At 73.5% G+C, this 18,555-nt stretch carries 18 protein-coding genes; 15 read left to right on the top strand and 3 right to left on the bottom strand.

The window, feature by feature from the left end; genetic code table 11:
• The 4 genes from ACWEVO_RS09015 to ACWEVO_RS09000 all read left to right on the top strand — a co-directional run.
• Window positions 1-1,036: lipopolysaccharide biosynthesis protein (locus ACWEVO_RS09015; RefSeq protein ID WP_452307020.1), on the top strand; the 1,036-nt coding region annotated here is incomplete at its 5' end.
• Between the two features lie 13 nt (window positions 1,037-1,049).
• A complete protein-coding gene (locus tag ACWEVO_RS09010) occupies window positions 1,050-1,943 on the top strand; it encodes a sulfotransferase family protein (protein ID WP_452307019.1) in 894 nt (297 codons plus the stop codon).
• Window positions 1,944-2,050: 107 nt separating this feature from the next.
• A complete protein-coding gene (aroC, locus tag ACWEVO_RS09005; RefSeq protein ID WP_452307018.1) occupies window positions 2,051-3,229 on the top strand; it encodes a chorismate synthase in 1,179 nt (392 codons plus the stop codon).
• Entirely contained in the window at window positions 3,226-3,735 is a 510-nt protein-coding gene (locus ACWEVO_RS09000; RefSeq protein WP_452307017.1) for a shikimate kinase, read from the top strand. The genes aroC and ACWEVO_RS09000 overlap by 4 nt, the downstream gene beginning before the upstream one ends.
• On the opposite strand, the gene ACWEVO_RS08995 is transcribed toward ACWEVO_RS09000, so the two are convergent.
• Window positions 3,725-4,438, bottom strand: coding sequence for a cytochrome c oxidase assembly protein (locus ACWEVO_RS08995; protein WP_452307016.1), 714 nt, complete (start codon window positions 4,436-4,438; stop codon window positions 3,725-3,727). The genes ACWEVO_RS09000 and ACWEVO_RS08995 overlap by 11 nt on opposite strands.
• Window positions 4,435-4,959, bottom strand: coding sequence for a DUF2243 domain-containing protein (locus ACWEVO_RS08990; protein ID WP_452307015.1), 525 nt, complete (start codon window positions 4,957-4,959; stop codon window positions 4,435-4,437). The genes ACWEVO_RS08995 and ACWEVO_RS08990 overlap by 4 nt, the downstream gene beginning before the upstream one ends.
• Window positions 4,960-5,080: 121 nt before the next feature.
• On the opposite strand from ACWEVO_RS08990, the gene aroB reads away from it, so the two are divergent.
• The 4 genes from aroB (at window position 5,081) to nusB (ending at window position 8,141) form a co-directional block, all read left to right on the top strand.
• Window positions 5,081-6,157 carry a 3-dehydroquinate synthase gene (gene aroB, locus ACWEVO_RS08985; RefSeq protein WP_452307014.1) on the top strand — a complete coding sequence of 359 codons (1,077 nt, stop codon included), beginning with the start codon at window positions 5,081-5,083 and terminating at the stop codon, window positions 6,155-6,157.
• Entirely contained in the window at window positions 6,154-6,594 is a 441-nt protein-coding gene (aroQ, locus tag ACWEVO_RS08980; protein WP_452307013.1) for a type II 3-dehydroquinate dehydratase, read from the top strand. Before aroB ends, aroQ begins: the two co-directional genes overlap by 4 nt.
• Window positions 6,595-7,149: 555 nt before the next feature.
• Window positions 7,150-7,707, top strand: coding sequence for an elongation factor P (efp, locus tag ACWEVO_RS08975; protein WP_073835258.1), 558 nt, complete (start codon window positions 7,150-7,152; stop codon window positions 7,705-7,707).
• A 23-nt stretch (window positions 7,708-7,730) separates the two neighbouring features.
• A complete protein-coding gene (nusB, locus tag ACWEVO_RS08970; protein WP_199736939.1) occupies window positions 7,731-8,141 on the top strand; it encodes a transcription antitermination factor NusB in 411 nt (136 codons plus the stop codon).
• 71 nt (window positions 8,142-8,212) lie between these two features.
• Here nusB and bldD read toward each other — a convergent pair whose 3' ends face one another.
• A complete protein-coding gene (gene bldD, locus ACWEVO_RS08965) occupies window positions 8,213-8,701 on the bottom strand; it encodes a transcriptional regulator BldD (protein ID WP_013285505.1) in 489 nt (162 codons plus the stop codon).
• A 284-nt stretch (window positions 8,702-8,985) separates the two neighbouring features.
• Here bldD and pyrR point away from each other — a divergent pair, with 284 nt between their 5' ends.
• The 7 genes from pyrR to ACWEVO_RS08930 form a co-directional block, all read left to right on the top strand.
• The gene (gene pyrR, locus ACWEVO_RS08960) at window positions 8,986-9,570 is read left to right on the top strand and encodes a bifunctional pyr operon transcriptional regulator/uracil phosphoribosyltransferase PyrR (protein ID WP_452307012.1); all 585 of its coding nucleotides are present in this window, start codon (window positions 8,986-8,988) and stop codon (window positions 9,568-9,570) included.
• Window positions 9,567-10,493 (top strand): aspartate carbamoyltransferase catalytic subunit, encoded by a 927-nt coding sequence (locus tag ACWEVO_RS08955; RefSeq protein ID WP_452307011.1) that lies wholly within the window; start codon window positions 9,567-9,569, stop codon window positions 10,491-10,493. The genes pyrR and ACWEVO_RS08955 overlap by 4 nt, the downstream gene beginning before the upstream one ends.
• Entirely contained in the window at window positions 10,490-11,767 is a 1,278-nt protein-coding gene (locus ACWEVO_RS08950) for a dihydroorotase (protein WP_452307010.1), read from the top strand. Before ACWEVO_RS08955 ends, ACWEVO_RS08950 begins: the two co-directional genes overlap by 4 nt.
• Window positions 11,768-12,913, top strand: a complete 1,146-nt coding sequence (gene carA / locus ACWEVO_RS08945) for a glutamine-hydrolyzing carbamoyl-phosphate synthase small subunit (RefSeq protein WP_452307009.1) — start codon at window positions 11,768-11,770, stop codon at window positions 12,911-12,913. It abuts the gene before it with no gap.
• Complete coding sequence (carB, locus tag ACWEVO_RS08940; protein WP_452307008.1) at window positions 12,906-16,253, top strand: carbamoyl-phosphate synthase large subunit; 3,348 nt, start codon at window positions 12,906-12,908, stop codon at window positions 16,251-16,253. Before carA ends, carB begins: the two co-directional genes overlap by 8 nt.
• A gap of 94 nt (window positions 16,254-16,347) precedes the next feature.
• Window positions 16,348-17,364, top strand: coding sequence for a quinone-dependent dihydroorotate dehydrogenase (locus ACWEVO_RS08935; protein WP_452307007.1), 1,017 nt, complete (start codon window positions 16,348-16,350; stop codon window positions 17,362-17,364).
• A 109-nt stretch (window positions 17,365-17,473) separates the two neighbouring features.
• On the top strand, window positions 17,474-18,555 hold a 1,082-nt coding region (locus ACWEVO_RS08930; protein WP_452307006.1), incomplete at its 3' end, for an adenosylmethionine--8-amino-7-oxononanoate transaminase.

The following is an 18,555-nucleotide window of genomic DNA, read 5'->3' as shown; positions in this document are numbered from 1 at the left end:
ACACTCCTTCCCCCCACGACGCTCTACCGATCCCGCGGCCCGGCCGGCGCTGGTGCTGGCCGCCGTCGCCGCCGGCGCGGGGGTGACGGCCGTCTTCGCCGGCTGGCTCGCGCCGGTGCTGGTGGCCGGGCTGGTCTGCGTGGCCCTGCTGGTCCGCCCGCTCGGCCTCGCCGCCGGCGCCGCGCTCCGCCCGGTCGGCCGGGACTGGCGCACGCTCTGGGGCTTCGCGCTGCCCAGGGCCGCCTCCGCCGCCATCGACGCCAGCAGCATGTGGCTGACCGTGCTGCTCACCGCCGCCCTCGCCGACCAGGCGGAGGCCGGGGTGATCGGCGCGGTGGGCCGGTACGCCCTGGCCGGGCTGCTCGTCATGCAGGGCCTGCGGGTGGCCGTCGCGCCGCAACTGTCCCGCCTGCTCGGGCAGGGCCGCAGCGCCGAGGCGGCCATGATCTACCGGCGGATCACGAGTGTGATCATCGCGCTGTCCTGGCCCGGTTACCTGCTGCTGGCGATCTTCGCGCCGGGTTTCCTGCTGCTCTTCGGCACGGAGTTCACGGCCGGCGCCACCGCCATGGCGGTGCTCGCCGTCGGCATGATGGTCAACTCCGGTACCGGCATCGTGCAGACCATGCTGCTGATGAGCGGCAGCAGCGGAAGACACCTGCTGGCCGCCGCCACCGGGCTGGCGCTCAACGTCGGACTGGCCGTGCTGCTGATTCCACCGTACGGCGCGCTCGGCGGGGCGCTGGCCTGGACGGCCGGCATCGTCGTGGAGAACGTGATCGCCGCCCTGGCCGCTCGCCGGGTGGTCGGGGAACCCCTGATCACGCGCGGGGTGCTGGGTGCCGCGGTGGTCTCGGCGGCGGCCACCGCCACCGTGGCCGGCGGCGCGGCGGCGGTGGCCGGCCGGGGAGTGGCCGGACTCTCCCTCACCCTCGGGGTCGCGGCGCTGCTCGCCGTCGCGCTGCTGCTGCACCCCGGAGTACGCCGACGGCTGCGGACCACCGTGCCCGTCCTGCTGGGGCGGGCACCACGATGACGAGGAGGACAGCATGGCGACGCTGCGGGACCGGGTGAAGGCGCTGGCACCCGCGCCGCTGGTGAGCGGGGTGCGCAGCTCGCTGGTGCGGTACGGGGAACGCACCAGCGACCGGCGCCCGCTGCCGGACTTCCTCATCGTCGGCACCAAGCGCGGCGGCACCACCTCGCTCTGGCGCTACCTGCTGGCGCACCCGCTGGTGCCCCGGCTCTTCCCGGCCTGGAACACCAAGACCTCGCACTACTTCGAGGACACCTTCGACCGGGGCGAGGCGTGGTACCGCTCGCACTTCCCCACCCGTCGGCAGCGGGAGGCCCTGGAACGCCGGCACGGTGGGCCGACCCGTGTGGGGGAGGCCGCGCCGCTGTACATGTTCCATCCGCTGGCGCCCGGACGGGTCGCCGACCTGATCCCGGCGGTGAAGCTGATCGTGCTGCTGCGCGACCCGGTGGAGCGGGCGTACTCGCACTGGAAGGAGCGGCGGAGCGAGGGGGTGGAGCCCCTCGGTTTCGCCGAGGCACTGGCCGCCGAGGAGGAGCGGACGGCGGGGGAGCGGGCCAAGCTGCTCGCCGACCCGACGTACGTCAGCAACGCCTACGACTGGTACAGCTACCGGGCCCGGGGCCGCTACCTGGAGCACCTGGAGCCCTGGCTGGACCGGTTCGACCCGGCGCAGTTGCTGATCCTGCCCAGCGAGACGCTGTACCGGGAGCCGGCCGCCACCTACGCCCGGGTGCTGGAGTTCCTCGACCTGCCGCCGTTCCGGCTCGACCGGTACGAGGTGTTCAACGACCGGCGCAGCAGCGCTATGGAGCCGGCGATCCGGGACGAGCTGACCCGGTACTACGCGCCGTACAACCGGGCCCTCGCCGACCGGCTGGGCATGACCTTCGACTGGGCGGGCTGACCGGGGCCCGGCGGCACCCGCCCCGCCAGGCGGACGCCCGTGTCCGCAGGGCGGGACGGGACGGGCGGCGCATCGGGGCAACCACCGGGCGTGACAGACTGACCGCTGTGTTGCGCTGGTTGACCGCAGGTGAATCGCACGGACCCGCCCTCGTCGCGCTGCTCGAGGGGGTGCCCGCCGGCATCGAGCTGACCACCGGGGAGATCGCCGGTGAGCTGGCCCGGCGCCGGCTCGGCTACGGCCGGGGCGCCCGGATGTCGTTCGAGCAGGACGAGGTCGAGGTCATCGGCGGGCTGCGGCACGGCGTGACGATCGGCAGCCCGGTGGCGATCCGGGTGGGCAACTCCGAGTGGCCCAAGTGGCAGACCGTGATGGCCGCCGACCCGGTCGACGCGGACGAGCTGGCCGGGCAGGCCCGCAACGCCCCGCTCACCCGGCCCCGGCCGGGCCACGCCGACCTGGCCGGCATGCAGAAGTACGGCCACATCGACGCCCGGCCGATCCTGGAACGGGCCAGCGCCCGGGAGACCGCCGCCCGGGTCGCCGTCGGCACGGTCGCCAAGGCCCTGGTCAAGCAGGCCCTCGGCATCGACATCGTGTCGCACGTGGTGGAGCTGGGTCCGGTGGCCGCGAAGCCGGGCCTGCGGCCCACCCCGGAGGACGCGGTCCGGATCGACGCCGACCCGCTGCGCTGCCTCGACCCGGAGGCCAGCGCCCGGATGGTGGCCGAGGTCGACGCCGCGAAGAAGGCCGCCGACACCCTGGGCGGCGTGGTCGAGGTGCTCGCGTACGGGGTGCCGCCGGGCCTGGGCAGCCACGTGCAGTGGGACCGCAAGCTCGACGCCCGGCTGGCCACCGCGCTCATGTCGATCCAGGCGATCAAGGGAGTGGAGATCGGGGACGGCTGGCAGCAGGCCCGCTCCCGCGGCTCCGCCGCGCACGACGAGATCATTCCCACCGCCACCGGCGTGCGCCGGGTGACCGACCGGGCCGGTGGCCTGGAGGGCGGCATCACCACCGGCGAGCCGCTGCGGGTGAAGGCGGCGATGAAGCCGATCTCCTCGCTGAACCGGGCACTGTCCACCGTCGACGTCACCACCGGCGAGCCGGCTACCGCGATCAACCAGCGGTCGGACGTCTGCGCGGTGCCGGCCGCGGCGGTGGTCGCCGAGGCGATGGTGGCCCTGGTGCTGGCCGAGGCGGCGGTGGAGAAATTCGGCGGCGACTCGATCGCCGAGATGCGCCGCAACCTGACCAGCTACCTCGACAACCTGGTGATCCGATGAGCACCCGGCCGGTCTGCGTGCTGGTGGGGGCGCCGGGCTCCGGCAAGACCACGGTCGGCGAGGCGCTCGCCGCGACGCTCGGGGTCGCCTTCCGGGACACCGACGCCGACATCGAGGCGCTGGCCGGCAAGCCGATCCCGGAGATCTTCGTGGACGAGGGCGAGGAGCACTTCCGTACCCTCGAACGGGCCGCGGTGGCGGCGGCGCTGGCCGGGCACCCGGGGGTGCTCGCCCTCGGCGGCGGTGCGGTCCTCGCCGAGGACAACCGGGCGGCGCTGATCGGCCACACGGTGGTGCACCTGTCGGTGGAGCTGCCCGACGCGGTCAAGCGGGTCGGCCTGGGCGCGGGGCGCCCGCTGCTGGCGCTCAACCCGAGGGCCACGCTCAAGCACCTGATGGAGCAGCGCCGCCCGCTCTACGCCGAGGTGGCGACCGCGACCGTGGTCACCGACGGGCGTACCCCGGAGGAGATTGCGGCCGAGATCGCCGCCCTGCTCAAGCCCTGACCCCGGCGGGCCGGGGCGCCGGTCGCCGGGGCGTCCGGTCCGGCCGCCAGGTCACCGGCCCGGTCGCCGGGACGTCGACCAGCAGATTCGCGTAGAGCAGTTGGGCGATCGTGGCGTGCGCGGCGACGGCGGCGCCGAGCGCGACGAGGCGTACCGGCACCCGGGGGCGGTGCGGACCGGGATCCGGCCCGGCGATCGACCAGGCGAAGAGGTAGCCGCTGAGCAGGAAGTGCGCGTGCACCACGTCGTGCAGGAGCGGACTGGCCAGGGTGGCCCGGTACAGCGGGGTGAGGTAGAGCAGCCAGAGCCCGCCCGCGGTGAGCAGCAGACCGGTCGCCGGATGGCCGAGCACCGTGGCGACCGGGTGCCGCAGCAGGCGCACCACCCGGCGGCCGGCCGGTGGGCGCAGCGTACGCAGCACCAGGGTGCCGGGCGCGCCGAGCACCAGCGCCGGCGGCGCCAGCATGCCGAGCAGCAGGTGTTGCCAGGTGTGCCCGACGAAGCCGGCGGCGGGCCAGCGCAGCCCCGCGGCCACCAGCACGGCGCCCAGCCCGAAGGCGACGGTCCGCCCGGGGGACCAGCCCGGTCGGCCGGGGGCCCGCTGCCGCAACGCCGCGGCCAGGTAGACCCAGAACAGCAGCAGGGGTACGAGGGCGGTCGGCGGGAAGCCGCCGTCGGGATGTCCCGCGTGCGCGAGGGTCACCGCCGGTCGGTCGCACAGACGTCGACGGCGGCGGCCCGGCGCTGGATCGACCAGCCGACCGCGACCAGCACCGCCCCGAGCAGCAGGAACCCGCGGTCCCACCAGAGCTGCTGCGGTCCGCCGTGCACGTGGTGGATGCCGAGCAGGTGGTGGTCCACGATCCCCTCGACGAGGTTGAACAGGCCCCAGCCGACCAGCGTCCAGCCCCAGAGCGCGGGTGACCGCCACAGCCGGCCCCGGGAGCGGGTCACCCGGGAGTAGAGCAGCGCCAGGCCGGTCAGGACGGCCACCCAGGTGACCACGTGGAAGAGGCCGTCCCACAGGGTGTTCATCCGCAACCCGGGCACGGTGTCCACCGGATAGTCCTTGATGCCGACGTGGTCGGTGGCGGTGCTGCTGAGCATGTGGTGCCACTGGAGCACCTGGTGCAGCAGGATCCCGTCGACGAAGCCGCCCAGCCCGACGCCGAGGATGATGCCGGGCAGCCGGATGCGGGCGTTGCCGGCCATCGGGCGGGTCATCCGCGGTCTCCCTCTGTCGGCGGCCCTTCCCGGCCGCCGTACCCGGTGCCTTCAGGGACAAACGTGCCAGGGAGTGGACAGTCGCCCCGTGCGAGCCGCCCGCTCGACTAGGCTGCCCGCGATGGACGAGGTGACCCGGATCCCGGTCGGCGGCGAACGGCCGTACGAGGTGCTGGTGGGACGCGATCTGCTGGACCCGCCGCCGCGGCTGCTGCCCGGCGCCGAACGGGTGGCGTTCCTGCACGCGCCCCCGCTCAAGGCCCTGGCCGAAGGGCTCGCCGAGCGGGTCCGCGCGGCCGGCGTGGCGCCGCTGCTGATGGAGGTGCCGGACGCCGAGTCCGGCAAGCACATCGACGTGGCCGCGGCCTGCTGGGACCGGCTCGGCGAGGCGGGCTTCACGCGTACCGACGCGGTGGTCGGGGTGGGCGGCGGCGCCGTCACCGACCTGGCCGGCTTCGTGGCCGCCTGCTGGCTGCGCGGGGTGCGCTGGGTGCCGGTGGCGACCTCGCTGCTGGGCATGGTCGACGCGGCCGTCGGCGGCAAGACCGGGATCAACACGGCGGCCGGCAAGAACCTGGTCGGCGCCTTCCACCCGCCGGCCGGGGTGATCTGCGACCTGGCCACCCTGGACAGCCTGCCCCCGGTCGACCTGGCCGCCGGCATGGCCGAGGTGGTCAAGTGCGGGTTCATCGCCGACCCGGTGATCCTGGAGCTGGTCGAGCGGGACCCGGCCGCCGCGCTCGACCCGACCGGGCCGGTGGCCCGGGAGCTGATCGAGCGGGCCGTCCGGGTCAAGGCGGACGTGGTCTCCGGCGACCTGCGCGAGTCCGGGGTGCGCGAGGTGCTCAACTACGGGCACACCCTGGCCCACGCGATTGAGAAGGTGGAGGGCTACCGCTGGCGGCACGGGCACGCGGTCGCGGTGGGCCTGGTCTACGCGGCCACCCTGGCCCGGCTCGCCGGCCGGCTGGACGCGGCCACCGCCGACCGGCACCGGGCGGTGGTCGCCGCCCTCGGCCTGCCCACCGGCTACCGGGCGGACGCCTGGCCGGAGCTGCTCGCCACGATGCGGGTGGACAAGAAGGCCCGGGGGAACACCCTGCGGTTCGTGGTGCTGGACGGGCTGGCCCGGCCGGCGATCCTGGAGGGCCCGCCGGACGAGCTGCTGCACCAGGCGTACGAGGAGATCAGCGCGTGAGGGTCTATGTGCTCAACGGGCCGAACCTGGGCCGGCTCGGCACCCGCCAGGTCGACGTCTACGGCGTGACCAGCTACGCCGACCTGGTGAACCTGTGCGTGGACACCGGCCGCGAGCTGGGGCTGGACGTGGTGGTCCGGCAGACCGACGCCGAGCACGAGCTGCTCGGCTGGCTGCACCAGGCGGCCGACGAGGAAGCGGCGGTGGTGCTCAACCCGGCGGCCTGGTCGCACTACTCGATCGCCGTCCGGGACGCCTGCGCGATGCTCCGCGGCCCGCTGGTCGAGGTGCACATCTCCAACATCCACGCCCGGGAGGAGTTCCGGCACCACTCGGTGCTCTCCGCGGTGGCCACCGGGGTGATCTGTGGCCTCGGCGTGGACGGCTACCGGCTGGCCCTGCACCACCTGGTCACCCGCCGCCCCACCGGCGCCTGAGCCGGCCCCCGCCCGCGCCCGGCCCCGTCCGCGCCCGGCCCGGCCCGCGCCCGGCCCCGTCCGCGCCCGGCCCCGGCGGCGATCCGCTCCGTCCGCGCCGGGCCCGTCCGCGCCCGGCTCCGTCCGCGCCGGCCCGTCCGTGCCCGGCCCGTCGGCGACCCGTCCCCTTCGTGCCCGGCGACGGTTGCGCTCGGTGGTCGCCGCCTTCGTCGCTCTCCGTCATCGGCCCGGCGGCTCCGGCGGGCCTCCTTCGCTGCCTTTGCTCTGCTTCAACCCACGCAACACCGCGCTGAGCTGCGGTGCGGCGGCCCGCGATGATCCGACTGCGGCCGGGGCCCGTCACGATCCGTGCCTGTTGCGTCCGTTGAAGCAGAGCAAAGGCGGCGCCGGGGTGGGGCCGGGGTGGCCGGTGCGGTCGCTCTGAGTGATGTTCGGCACGCCCGCCAGGTGTGGGCGGGGGTGGCCGGTCGCGGTGGCGCGCAGCGCGGCGGCCCCGGTTCGACACAGCTAGTAGACTTTCCAGGTCTGTCCGCCAATTGATGATCAAGGCAGGAAATGGCCACCACCAACGACCTCAAGAACGGCCTGGTACTCAACCTCGACGGCGAGCTGTGGGCCGTCGTCGAGTTCCAGCACGTCAAGCCCGGTAAGGGTGGCGCGTTCGTCCGTACCACGCTGAAGAACGTGCTCTCCGGCAAGGTGGTCGACAAGACCTTCAACGCGGGCACCAAGGTCGACACCGCGACCGTCGACAAGCGCACCATGCAGTACCTCTACGCCGACGGCGAGGACTACGTCTTCATGGACCTGGAGACGTTCGACCAGATCACCGTCCCCGGCGGCACCGTCGGCGAGGCGGCCAACTACCTCCTTCCCGAGGCCGAGGCGACCGTCGCCACCCACGAGGGCGTGCCGCTCTACATCGAGCTGCCGACCTCCGTGGTGCTCGAAATCACCTACACCGAGCCCGGCCTGCAGGGCGACCGGTCGACCGGCGGCAACAAGCCGGCCACCGTCGAGACCGGCGCGACCGTGCAGGTGCCGCTCTTCATCACCACCGGCGAGAAGATCAAGGTCGACACCCGCGACGGCCGTTACCTCGGCCGAGCCTGATGGCTGAGGGTCCCAAGCAGCAGATGCCGGCGCGCCGCAAGGCGCGCAAGCGGGCGCTGGACGTGCTCTTCGAGGCCGACCTGCGGGACCGGCCCCCGGTCGAGGTGCTCGCCGGCTACATCGAGCGGATCGAGAAGCCCCGCCCGGAGCACCTGGGTTACGCGGTGAGCCTGGTGGAGGGGGTCGCGGCGCACCTCGACCGGATCGACGAGGTGATCGCCAGCTACGCCGAGGGGTGGACGCTGGACCGGATGCCGGTGGTCGACCGCAACCTCGCTCGGATCGCCGTCTACGAGCTGCTCTACGTCGACGAGATCGACGACGCGGTGGCGATCAGCGAGGCCGTCGAGCTGGCCCGCCAGATGTCGACCGACGACTCGCCGCGCTTCCTCAACGGCCTGCTCGGCCGGATCGCCGAGTACGCCACCCGCTGAGGCTACGAACGACAGACACCGAGGGCCCGTGCCGGACGGCACGGGCCCTCGGTGTGCGACAGCGGTTTCGGTCAGGACGCGAAGAACGCGCGCGGGTCGGCGACCAGCACACCGTGCTCGGTGAGCCGCTCGATCAGGCCGGACGGCGAGGCGTCGTAGACGATGGCCAGGGCGCGCAGGTCGTCGGCGCGGATGGAGAGCACCCGGCCGTTGTAGTCGCCGCGCTGCTGCTGGATGGCGCGGGCGTACCGGGCGACGTAGGCCAGGTCCTCGGAGGCCTCGTCGTAGAGCCGCTCCAGGTCCAGGACGATCTTGCTGGTGGGCTCGTGCCGCACCCCGCTGCCGTCGGGCAGCAGCTCCGAGACGGGAACGCGGTAGAAGTCGGCCAGCTCCGCCAGGCGGGACACGGTGACGGCGCGGTCGCCACGCTCGTACGAGCCGACCACCACGGCCTTCCACCGCCCGTTCGACTTCTCCTCCACCCCCTGCAGGGACAGGCCCTGCTGCTGGCGGATGGAGCGCAGGCGGGCGCCCAGCGACTTGGCGTATTCAGAGGGCATTCGGACACTCCCAGTGCTGCTCGGGGTTCTCCCAGCTATCGCTACGGAGCGTGACGGTACGGGGATTGCGACACGCGGTCAAGTGTTCGAGACGGCCTGGTGTGCGAGCACGCGAGACTTGTCCGCATTTCTCCACCCTGACCCGGGGGTCAGTACCGGCGGCGGTCGGCCGGGTGACCGCTGGTAACGTGGCGTGAAGCCCCGGTCCGGGCCGTACGCGGCCCGCCCGGTCATCCAGACGTCCTTTAACGACCCGTCCCGTGAGGCGGGGAAGGAGGTCCGCCGTGGCCTACCCACCGGCTGCCCACTCGTCGCCGCCGCGACAACCCTCGGTGAAGGTGATCCTCGCCGCCGCCGACGTGTCGCGGGTGGTCGACCGCATCGCCCACCAGATCCTGGAGAAGACCCAGGGCGCCGCCGACACCGTGCTGCTCGGCATCCCCACCCGGGGCGTGCCCCTGGCGCGGCGGCTGGCCGCCCGGATCAGCACCTTCGAGGACGTCACCGTCCCGGTCGGTGTGCTGGACATCACCCTCTACCGCGACGACCTGCGCCGGCACGCCACCCGCGCGGTCGGCCCGACCGACCTGCCGGCCGACGGGATCGACGGCAGGCGGGTGATCCTCGTCGACGACGTGCTCTTCTCCGGCCGTACCGTGCGGGCCGCCCTCGACGCCCTGAGCGACGTCGGCCGCCCGGCCTCCGTGCAGCTCGCCGTCCTGGTCGACCGCGGCCACCGCCAGCTGCCCATCCGCGCCGACTACGTCGGCAAGAACATCCCGACCGCGCTCGCCGAGAGCGTCAAGGTCACCCTCGCCGAGACCGACGGCACCGACGAGGTCAAGCTGTACGGGGGGACCCGCTCATGATCCGTCACCTGCTCTCCGGCGCGGACCTGGACGCGGCCACCGCCACCCAGATCCTGGACACCGCCGCCGAGATGGCCACCGTCGCCGGCCGCGAGGTCAAGAAGCTCCCCGCCCTGCGCGGCCGGACCGTGGTCAACCTCTTCTACGAGGACTCCACCCGGACCCGGATCTCGTTCGAGGCCGCCGCCAAGCGGCTCAGCGCCGACGTGATCAACTTTTCGGCCAAGGGCTCCAGCGTGGCCAAGGGCGAGAGCCTGAAGGACACGGCGCTCACCCTCCAGGCCATGGGGGCCGACGCGGTGGTCGTCCGGCACCCCGCCTCCGGCGCCCCGCACCGGCTGGCCAACTGGGTCGACGGGTCGGTGGTCAACGCCGGCGACGGCACCCACGAGCACCCCACCCAGGCGCTGCTCGACGCGTACACGATGCGCTCCCGGCTGGGCCGGCTCGCCGGCCTGCACGTGGCGATCGTCGGCGACGTGCTGCACTCCCGGGTGGCCCGCTCCAACGTGCTGCTGCTGTCCACCCTGGGCGCCAAGGTCACCCTGGTCGGCCCGCCCACCCTCATCCCCGTCGACATCTCGGCCGCGCTCGCCCCCGGCACCGACGTCTCCTACGACCTCGACGCCGTTCTTCCCGGTGTGGACGTGGTGATGATGCTGCGGGTGCAGCGGGAGCGGATGGGTGACTCCTACTTCCCCTCGGCCCGCGAGTACGCCCGCCGCTACGGGCTGGACGGGCCGCGCATGCGCCGGCTGCCGGAGCACGCCATCGTCATGCACCCCGGCCCGATGAACCGGGGCATGGAGATCACGCCCGAGGTGGCCGACTCGCCCCGCTCCACCATCGTCGAACAGGTCGCCAACGGGGTCTCCGTGCGGATGGCCGTCCTCTACCTGCTGCTCGGAGGGAACAACCGGTGACCGCGTACCTGATCAAGAACGTCAGCGTGGTCGGCGCCGAGCCGACCGACCTGCTGATCCGCGACGGCGTCGTGGCGCAGACCGGCGCGGGGCTGACCGCGCCCGACGCCACCGTGCTCGACGCAACCGGCCTGGTCGCCCTGCCCGGCCTGGTCGACCTGCACACCCACCTGCGCGAGCCGGGCCGGGAGGACGCCGAGACCGTCGAGTCCGGCTCCCGGGCGGCGGCGCTGGGCGGCTACACGGCGGTCTGCGCGATGGCGAACACCTCGCCGGTGGCCGACACCGCCGGCGTGGTCGAGCAGGTCTGGCGGCTCGGCCGGGAGGCCGGGCTGGTCGACGTGCAGCCGATCGGGGCGGTCACCGTCGGGCTGGCCGGGGAGCGCCTGGCCGAGCTGGGCGCGATGGCCGACTCGGCGGCCCGGGTGCGGATCTTCTCCGACGACGGGCACTGCGTCGCCGACCCGAAGCTGATGCGCCGCGCCCTGGAGTACGTGAAGGCGTTCGACGGGGTGATCGCCCAGCACGCCGAGGAGCCCCGGCTCACCGAGGGCGCGCAGATGCACGAGGGTGAGGTCTCCACCCGGCTCGGGCTGACCGGCTGGCCGGCGGTCGCCGAGGAGGCGATCATCGCCCGGGACGTGCTGCTGGCCGAGCACGTCGGCAGCCGGCTGCACATCTGCCACGTCTCCACCGCCGGCAGCGTCGAGGTGCTCCGGCACGCCAAGGCGCGCGGGGTCAAGGTCACCGCCGAGGTGACCCCGCACCACCTGCTGCTGACCGACGAGAAGGCCACCACCTACGACCCGGTCTACAAGGTCAACCCGCCGCTGCGGACCGCGAGCGACGTGGCCGCGCTCCGGGCGGCCCTGGCCGAGGGCGTGCTCGACATCATCGCGACCGACCACGCCCCGCACGCCGTGGAGGACAAGGAGTGCGAGTGGGCGTACGCCCGGCCGGGCATGCTCGGCCTGGAGACGGCGCTCTCCATCGCCCTGGACGTGCTCGGCCCGCAGTGGGACCTCATCGCCGAGCGGATGTCCCGCGCCCCGGCGCGGATCGCCGGCCTGGAGGGGCACGGCGTCGACCCCGCCCCGGGGGTACCGGCCAACCTGACCCTGGTCGACCCGGCCGCCCGCCGCGTCATCGAACCGGCGGAGCTGGCCAGCTGCAGTCGCAACACCCCGTACGCCCGCATGACGCTGCCGGGTCGCATCGTGGCGACCTTCCTGCGCGGCGAGCCGACGGTCCTGGACGGAAAGGCTGTCAAGTAAATGGCGAAGCGCAGAAGCGCGATCCTCGTCCTGGAGGACGGGCGCACCTTCCCCGGTGAGGCGTACGGCAGCGTCGGGGAGACCTTCGGCGAGGCCGTCTTCAACACCGGCATGACCGGCTACCAGGAGACCCTCACCGACCCCTCGTACCACCGCCAGGTGGTGGTACAGACCGCGCCGCACATCGGCAACACCGGGGTGAACGACGAGGACGACGAGTCCGGCCGGATCTGGGTGGCCGGGTACGTGGTCCGCGACCCGGCCCGGATCGGCTCCAACTGGCGGGCCACCGGCGGCCTGGAGGACCGGCTCGCCGCCGAGGGCGTGGTCGGCATCAGCGGCGTCGACACCCGGGCGCTCACCCGGCACCTGCGCGAGCGCGGCGCCATGCGGGTCGGCATCTCCAGCGTCGACGACGACCCGCGCGCCCTGTTGGAGCGGGTCCGCCGCTCCCCGCAGATGGTCGGCGCCGACCTCTCCGCCGAGGTGACCACCGCCGAGCCGTACGTGGTCGAGGCGCAGGGGGAGCACCGCTTCACCGTCGCGGCGCTCGACCTGGGCATCAAGCGCAACGTGCCGCGCCGGCTCGCCGCGCGCGGCGTCACCACCCACGTGCTGCCCGCCGGCTCCACCATCGAGGACCTGCTCGCCACCGGCGCCGACGCGGTCTTCTTCTCGCCCGGCCCGGGGGACCCGGCCACCGCCACCGGGCCGGTGACGCTGGCCCGGGAGGTGCTGACCCGGCGGATCCCGCTGTTCGGCATCTGCTTCGGCAGCCAGATCCTCGGCCGGGCGCTCGGCTTCGGCACCTACAAGCTGGGCTACGGCCACCGCGGCATCAACCAGCCGGTGCTCGACCGGGTGACCGGCAAGGTCGAGGTGACCAGCCACAACCACGGCTTCGCGGTCGAGGTGCCCGGTGCGGCGCACGGCGCGGTCGTCCCCGACCAGGTGATCGACACCGAGTTCGGCGGCGTCCAGGTGTCCCATGTCTGCCTCAATGACAACGTGGTCGAGGGGCTGCGGGCCAAGGACGTGCCCGCCTTCACCGTCCAGTACCACCCGGAGGCGGCGGCCGGCCCGCACGACGCGGACTACCTGTTCGACCGTTTCGCCGAGCTCATCGAAGGCGGAAAGAATGCCTAAGCGGACCGACCTCAAGCACGTCCTGGTGATCGGCTCCGGGCCGATCGTGATCGGGCAGGCCTGCGAGTTCGACTACTCCGGCACCCAGGCCTGCCGGGTGCTGCGCAGCGAGGGGATCCGGGTCAGCCTGGTCAACTCCAACCCGGCGACCATCATGACCGACCCGGAGTTCGCCGACGCCACCTACGTCGAGCCGATCACCCCGGAGTTCGTCGAGCTGGTCATCGCCAAGGAGCGCCCCGACGCGCTGCTGCCCACCCTGGGCGGGCAGACCGCGCTGAACACCGCGGTCGCCCTGCACGAGGCCGGCGTGCTGGAGAAGTACGGCGTCGAGCTGATCGGCGCGAACATCGAGGCGATCAACCGGGGCGAGGACCGGCAGCTGTTCAAGGACATCGTGGCCAAGGCCGGCGTACGCCTGGGTCTGGCCGACCCGTCCTCGCTGGTGCCCCGCTCGCGGGTCTGCCACTCGATGGACGAGGTCCGCGACACCGTCGGCGAGCTGGGCCTGCCGGTGGTGATCCGGCCGTCGTTCACGATGGGCGGCCTCGGCTCCGGCATGGCCCACACCGACGAGGACCTGACCCGGATCGCCGGCGCCGGGCTGGCCGCCAGCCCGGTGCACGAGGTGCTCATCGAGGAGAGCGTGCTCGGCTGGAAGGAGTACGAGCTCGAACTGATGCGCGACCGGCACGACAACGTGGTGGTCGTCTGCTCGATCGAGAACGTCGACCCGATGGGCGTGCACACCGGCGACAGCGTCACCGTCGCCCCGGCGATGACCCTCACCGACCGGGAGTACCAGCGGCTGCGTGACCTCGGCATCGCGGTGCTGCGCGAGGTCGGCGTCGACACCGGCGGCTGCAACATCCAGTTCGCGGTGAACCCGGCCGACGGCCGGATCGTTGTGATCGAGATGAACCCCCGGGTGTCCCGCTCCTCGGCCCTCGCGTCGAAGGCCACCGGCTTCCCGATCGCCAAGATCGCCGCGAAGCTGGCCATCGGCTACACCCTGGACGAGATCCCCAACGACATCACGCTGAAGACCCCGGCGGCGTTCGAGCCGACCCTGGACTACGTGGTGGTGAAGATCCCCCGGTTCGCGTTCGAGAAGTTCCCCGGCGCGGACCCGGAGCTGACCACCACCATGAAGTCGGTCGGCGAGGCGATGAGCCTCGGTCGGAACTTCACCGAGGCGCTGAACAAGGCGATGCGCTCGATGGAGACGAAGCGCAGCGGGTTCTGGACCCAGCCGGACCCGGCCGGCGCGACGAAGGAGAACACCCTCGCCGCGCTGCGCATGCCGCACGACGCCCGGCTGTACACGGTCGAGCGGGCGCTGCGCCTGGGCGCGTCGATCGCCGAGGTGGCCGAGGCGTCCGGCGGGATGGACCCGTGGTTCCTGGACCAGATCGCCGCGCTGGTGGAGCTGCGCGCCGAGATCGTCGACGCCCCGGTGCTCGACGCCGACCTGCTGCGCCGGGCCAAGCGGGCCGGCCTCTCCGACCGGCAGCTGGCCGCGCTCCGCCCGGAGCTGGCCGCCGAGGACGGGGTACGCACCCTGCGCCACCGGCTCGGCGTCCGGCCGGTCTACAAGACCGTGGACACCTGCGCCGCGGAGTTCGAGGCGACCACGCCGTACCACTACTCGACGTACGACCAGGAGACCGAGGTCGCGCCCTCGGCCCGGCCCAAGGTGATCATCCTCGGCTCCGGGCCGAACCGGATCGGGCAGGGCATCGAGTTCGACTACTCCTGCGTGCACGCCGTGATGGCGCTGCGGGAGGTGGGCTACGAGACGGTCATGGTCAACTGCAACCCGGAGACCGTCTCCACCGACTACGACACCGCCGACCGGCTCTACTTCGAGCCGTTGACCTTCGAGGACGTCCTCGAGGTGTGGCACGCCGAGGACTCCTCCGGCAAGGCCGCCGGCGGTCCCGGCGTGGTCGGGGTGGTCGTGCAGCTCGGCGGGCAGACCCCGCTCGGCCTGGCCCAGCGGCTCAAGTACGCCGGCGTGCCGATCGTCGGCACCTCGCCCGAGTCGATCCACCTGGCCGAGGAGCGCGGCGCGTTCGGCGCCGTGCTGGCCCGGGCCGGGCTGCGCGCCCCGGCGCACGGCATGGCCACCTCGTACGACGAGGCGAAGGCGATCGCCGACGAGATCGGCTACCCGGTGCTGGTCCGCCCGTCGTACGTGCTCGGCGGGCGGGGCATGGAGATCGTCTACGACGACGCCACGCTGCGCGACTACATCGGCCGGGCCACCGACATCTCGCCCGACCACCCGGTGCTGGTGGACCGGTTCCTCGACGACGCCATCGAGATCGACGTGGACGCGCTGGTCGACGCCGAGGGCGACGTCTACCTCGGCGGGGTGATGGAGCACATCGAGGAGGCCGGCATCCACTCCGGCGACTCGTCCTGTGCGCTGCCGCCGATCACCCTGGCCGGGTCGCATCTGACCCAGGTCCGCCGCTACACCGAGGCGATCGCCCGGGGCGTCGGGGTGAAGGGCCTGCTCAACGTCCAGTACGCGCTCCAGGGCGACATGCTCTACGTGCTGGAGGCGAACCCGCGCGCCTCCCGGACCGTGCCGTTCGTCTCCAAGGCCACGGCGGTGCCGCTGGCCAAGGCGGCGGCCCGGATCGCGCTCGGCGCCACCATCGCCGAGCTGCGCGCCGAGCGGATGCTGCCGCCCACCGGGGACGGCGGCACCATGCCCGCCGACGCCCCGATCGCGGTGAAGGAGGCGGTGCTGCCGTTCAAGCGGTTCCGCACCCCGTCGGGCAAGGGCATCGACGTGCTGCTCGGCCCGGAGATGAAGTCCACCGGCGAGGTGATGGGCATCGACACCGGCTTCGGCCAGGCCTTCGCCAAGTCGCAGGCGGCCGCGTACGGGTCGTTGCCGACCGCCGGCAAGATCTTCGTCTCGGTCGCCAACCGGGACAAGCGCGGCATGATCTTCCCGATCAAGCGGCTGGCCGACCTGGGCTTCGAGATCGTCGCCACCACCGGCACGGCCGAGGTGCTGCGCCGGCACGGCATCGCCTGCGAGCAGATCCGCAAGCACTACGAGTCGGGTCAGGGCGAGGACGCGGTGTCGCTGATCCTCGGCGGTGACGTGGCGCTGGTGGTGAACACCCCGCAGGGCTCCGGCGCGAGCGCCCGCTCGGACGGCTACGAGATCCGCAGCGCGGCGGTGACGGCGGACATCCCCTGCATCACCACCGTTCCCGGCGCCGCGGCCGCCGTCATGGGCATCGAGGCCCGCATCCGCGGCGACCTCCAGGTCCGCCCCCTCCAGGACCTCCACGCCGCCCTCCGGGCCGGCGAGTGACCGCCCCGCGTGGGTCGATCACGAAGCTGTCGCCGGCCGCCTCGGCGGGTCGCGACGACGTCGTGATCGACGGGGGCGGCCGGGGAGGGGCGGCGTGATCTTCGAGCGGGCCGTCCGGCCGGTGTTGTTCCGGGTCGGCGGTGGGGACGCGGAGGCGGCGCACGAGTGGACCCTCCGCCGGCTGGCGGCGGTCTCCGGGCGGCCGGCCCTGCTGGCGGCGCTGCGGGCGCGCTACTTCCGCTCCGCACCGCGCACGGTGTTCGGGGTGGACTTCCCGAACCCGGTCGGGCTGGCGGCCGGGATGGACAAGAACGGCGTGGTGCTGCCGGCCTGGCCGGCGCTCGGCTTCGGCTTCGTCGAGGTCGGCACGGTCACCGCGCACGCCCAGCCGGGCAACCCCCGGCCCCGGCTGTTCCGGCTGCGCGACAGCGCGGCCGTGGTCAACCGGATGGGCTTCAACAACGCCGGCGCGGAGGCCCTCGCGGCCCGGCTGGCGGCCCTGCCGCGCCCGATCGGCGTACCGCTGGGCATCTCGCTCGGCAAGTCCAAGGTGACCCCGCTGGACGAGGCGGTCGAGGACTACCTGGCCTCGTACCGGGCGCTGAAGGAGCACGGGGACTACTTCGCGGTCAACGTGTCCTCTCCGAACACGCCGGGTCTGCGCTCCCTTCAGGACCGGTCCCACCTGGACGCGCTGCTGGCGGCCCTGGTGGGGGAGAAGCCGGTGCTGGTGAAGATCGCCCCGGACCTCACCGAGCCGGCCATCGCCGAGCTGCTGGAGGTCTGCCTCGACCGCGGCGCCGCCGGGGTGATCGCCACCAACACCACCCTCGCCCGCGACGGGCTCGCCCCGGCCGACCGGGCGCGCGGCGCGGAGACCGGAGGCCTCTCCGGGCGGCCGCTGGCCGGGCGGGCCCGCGAGGTGGTCTCCTTCGTGCATCGGGAGACCGGCGGCCGGTTGCCGGTGATCGGGGTCGGCGGCATCCTCGACCCGGACGACGCGGCCCGGATGTTCGACGCCGGGGCCAGCCTGATCCAGCTCTACACCGGGTTCATCTACCGCGGCCCGGCCCTGGTCCGGTCGGCGGCCCAGGTGGCCCGCCGACGCTGACTCCCGCCGTCACGCGATCTTGCGGTTACCGCCCCGGCGCACCGGTCAATCCGGGCGGGCCGCGGACCGGAACTGCAAGATCGCGGGGGAGCGGGGAGGAAGGAGAACCGTGACGCCCGAGGAGATCCTCGCCGCTGATCGCCGGCACGTCTGGCACCCGTACGCGGCGCTGCCGCCGGCCGGCCCGCCGTACGTGGTGGACAGCGCCGAAGGCGTACGGCTGCGGCTGGCCGACGGCCGGGAGCTGGTCGACGGGATGTCGTCCTGGTGGGCGGCGATCCACGGCTACCGGCACCCGGTGCTGGACGCCGCCGTCACCGACCAGCTCGGCCGGATGAGCCACGTGATGTTCGGCGGGCTCACCCACGAGCCCGCCGTACGCCTGGCCCGGACCCTGGTCGAGCTGGCCCCGGACGGGCTGGAGCACGTCTTCCTCGCCGACTCCGGCTCGGTCAGCGTCGAGGTCGCGGTGAAGATGTGCCTGCAGTGGCAGCGCGCTACCGGGCGGCCGGAGCGGCGCCGCCTGGGCACCTGGCGGGGCGGCTACCACGGCGACACCTTCCACCCGATGAGCGTCTGCGACCCGGAGGGCGGCATGCACCACCTCTGGGGCGACGTGCTGCCCCGGCAGGTCTTCGCGCCGGTGCCGCCCGGCGGGTTCGACACCCCGCCCGACCCGGCGTACGAGGCGGCGCTGGTGGACGCGGTGGAGCGGCACGCCGACGAGCTGGCCGCAGTGATCGTCGAGCCGGTGGTCCAGGGCGCCGGCGGCATGCGCTTCCACCACCCGCACTACCTGCGGGTGCTGCGCGAGGTGACCCGGGCGCACGGCATCCTGCTCGTCTTCGACGAGATCGCCACCGGGTTCGGCCGCACCGGGACGATGTTCGCCGCCGGGCACGCCGGGGTCGCCCCGGACGTGCTCTGCGTCGGCAAGGCGCTCACCGGGGGCTACCTGACCCTGGCCGCCGCCCTGTGCACCGCCGAGGTGGCCCGGGGGATCTCCGCGACCGGGGTGCTCGCGCACGGGCCCACCTTCATGGGCAACCCGCTCGCCTGCGCGGTCGCCAACGCCTCTCTGGGCCTGCTGGCGGCCGGGGACTGGGCCGGGCAGGTCGAGAGGATCTCCGCCGGCCTGCGGGCCGGCCTGGAGCCGCTGCGGGGCGCGCCCGGGGTGCGCGACGTCCGGGT

The sequence above is a fragment of the Micromonospora sp. NPDC003776 genome (assembly GCF_053605645.1).
The sequence above is the reverse complement of the archived record's forward strand: the minus strand, read 5'-3'. Positions and strand labels throughout refer to the sequence as shown.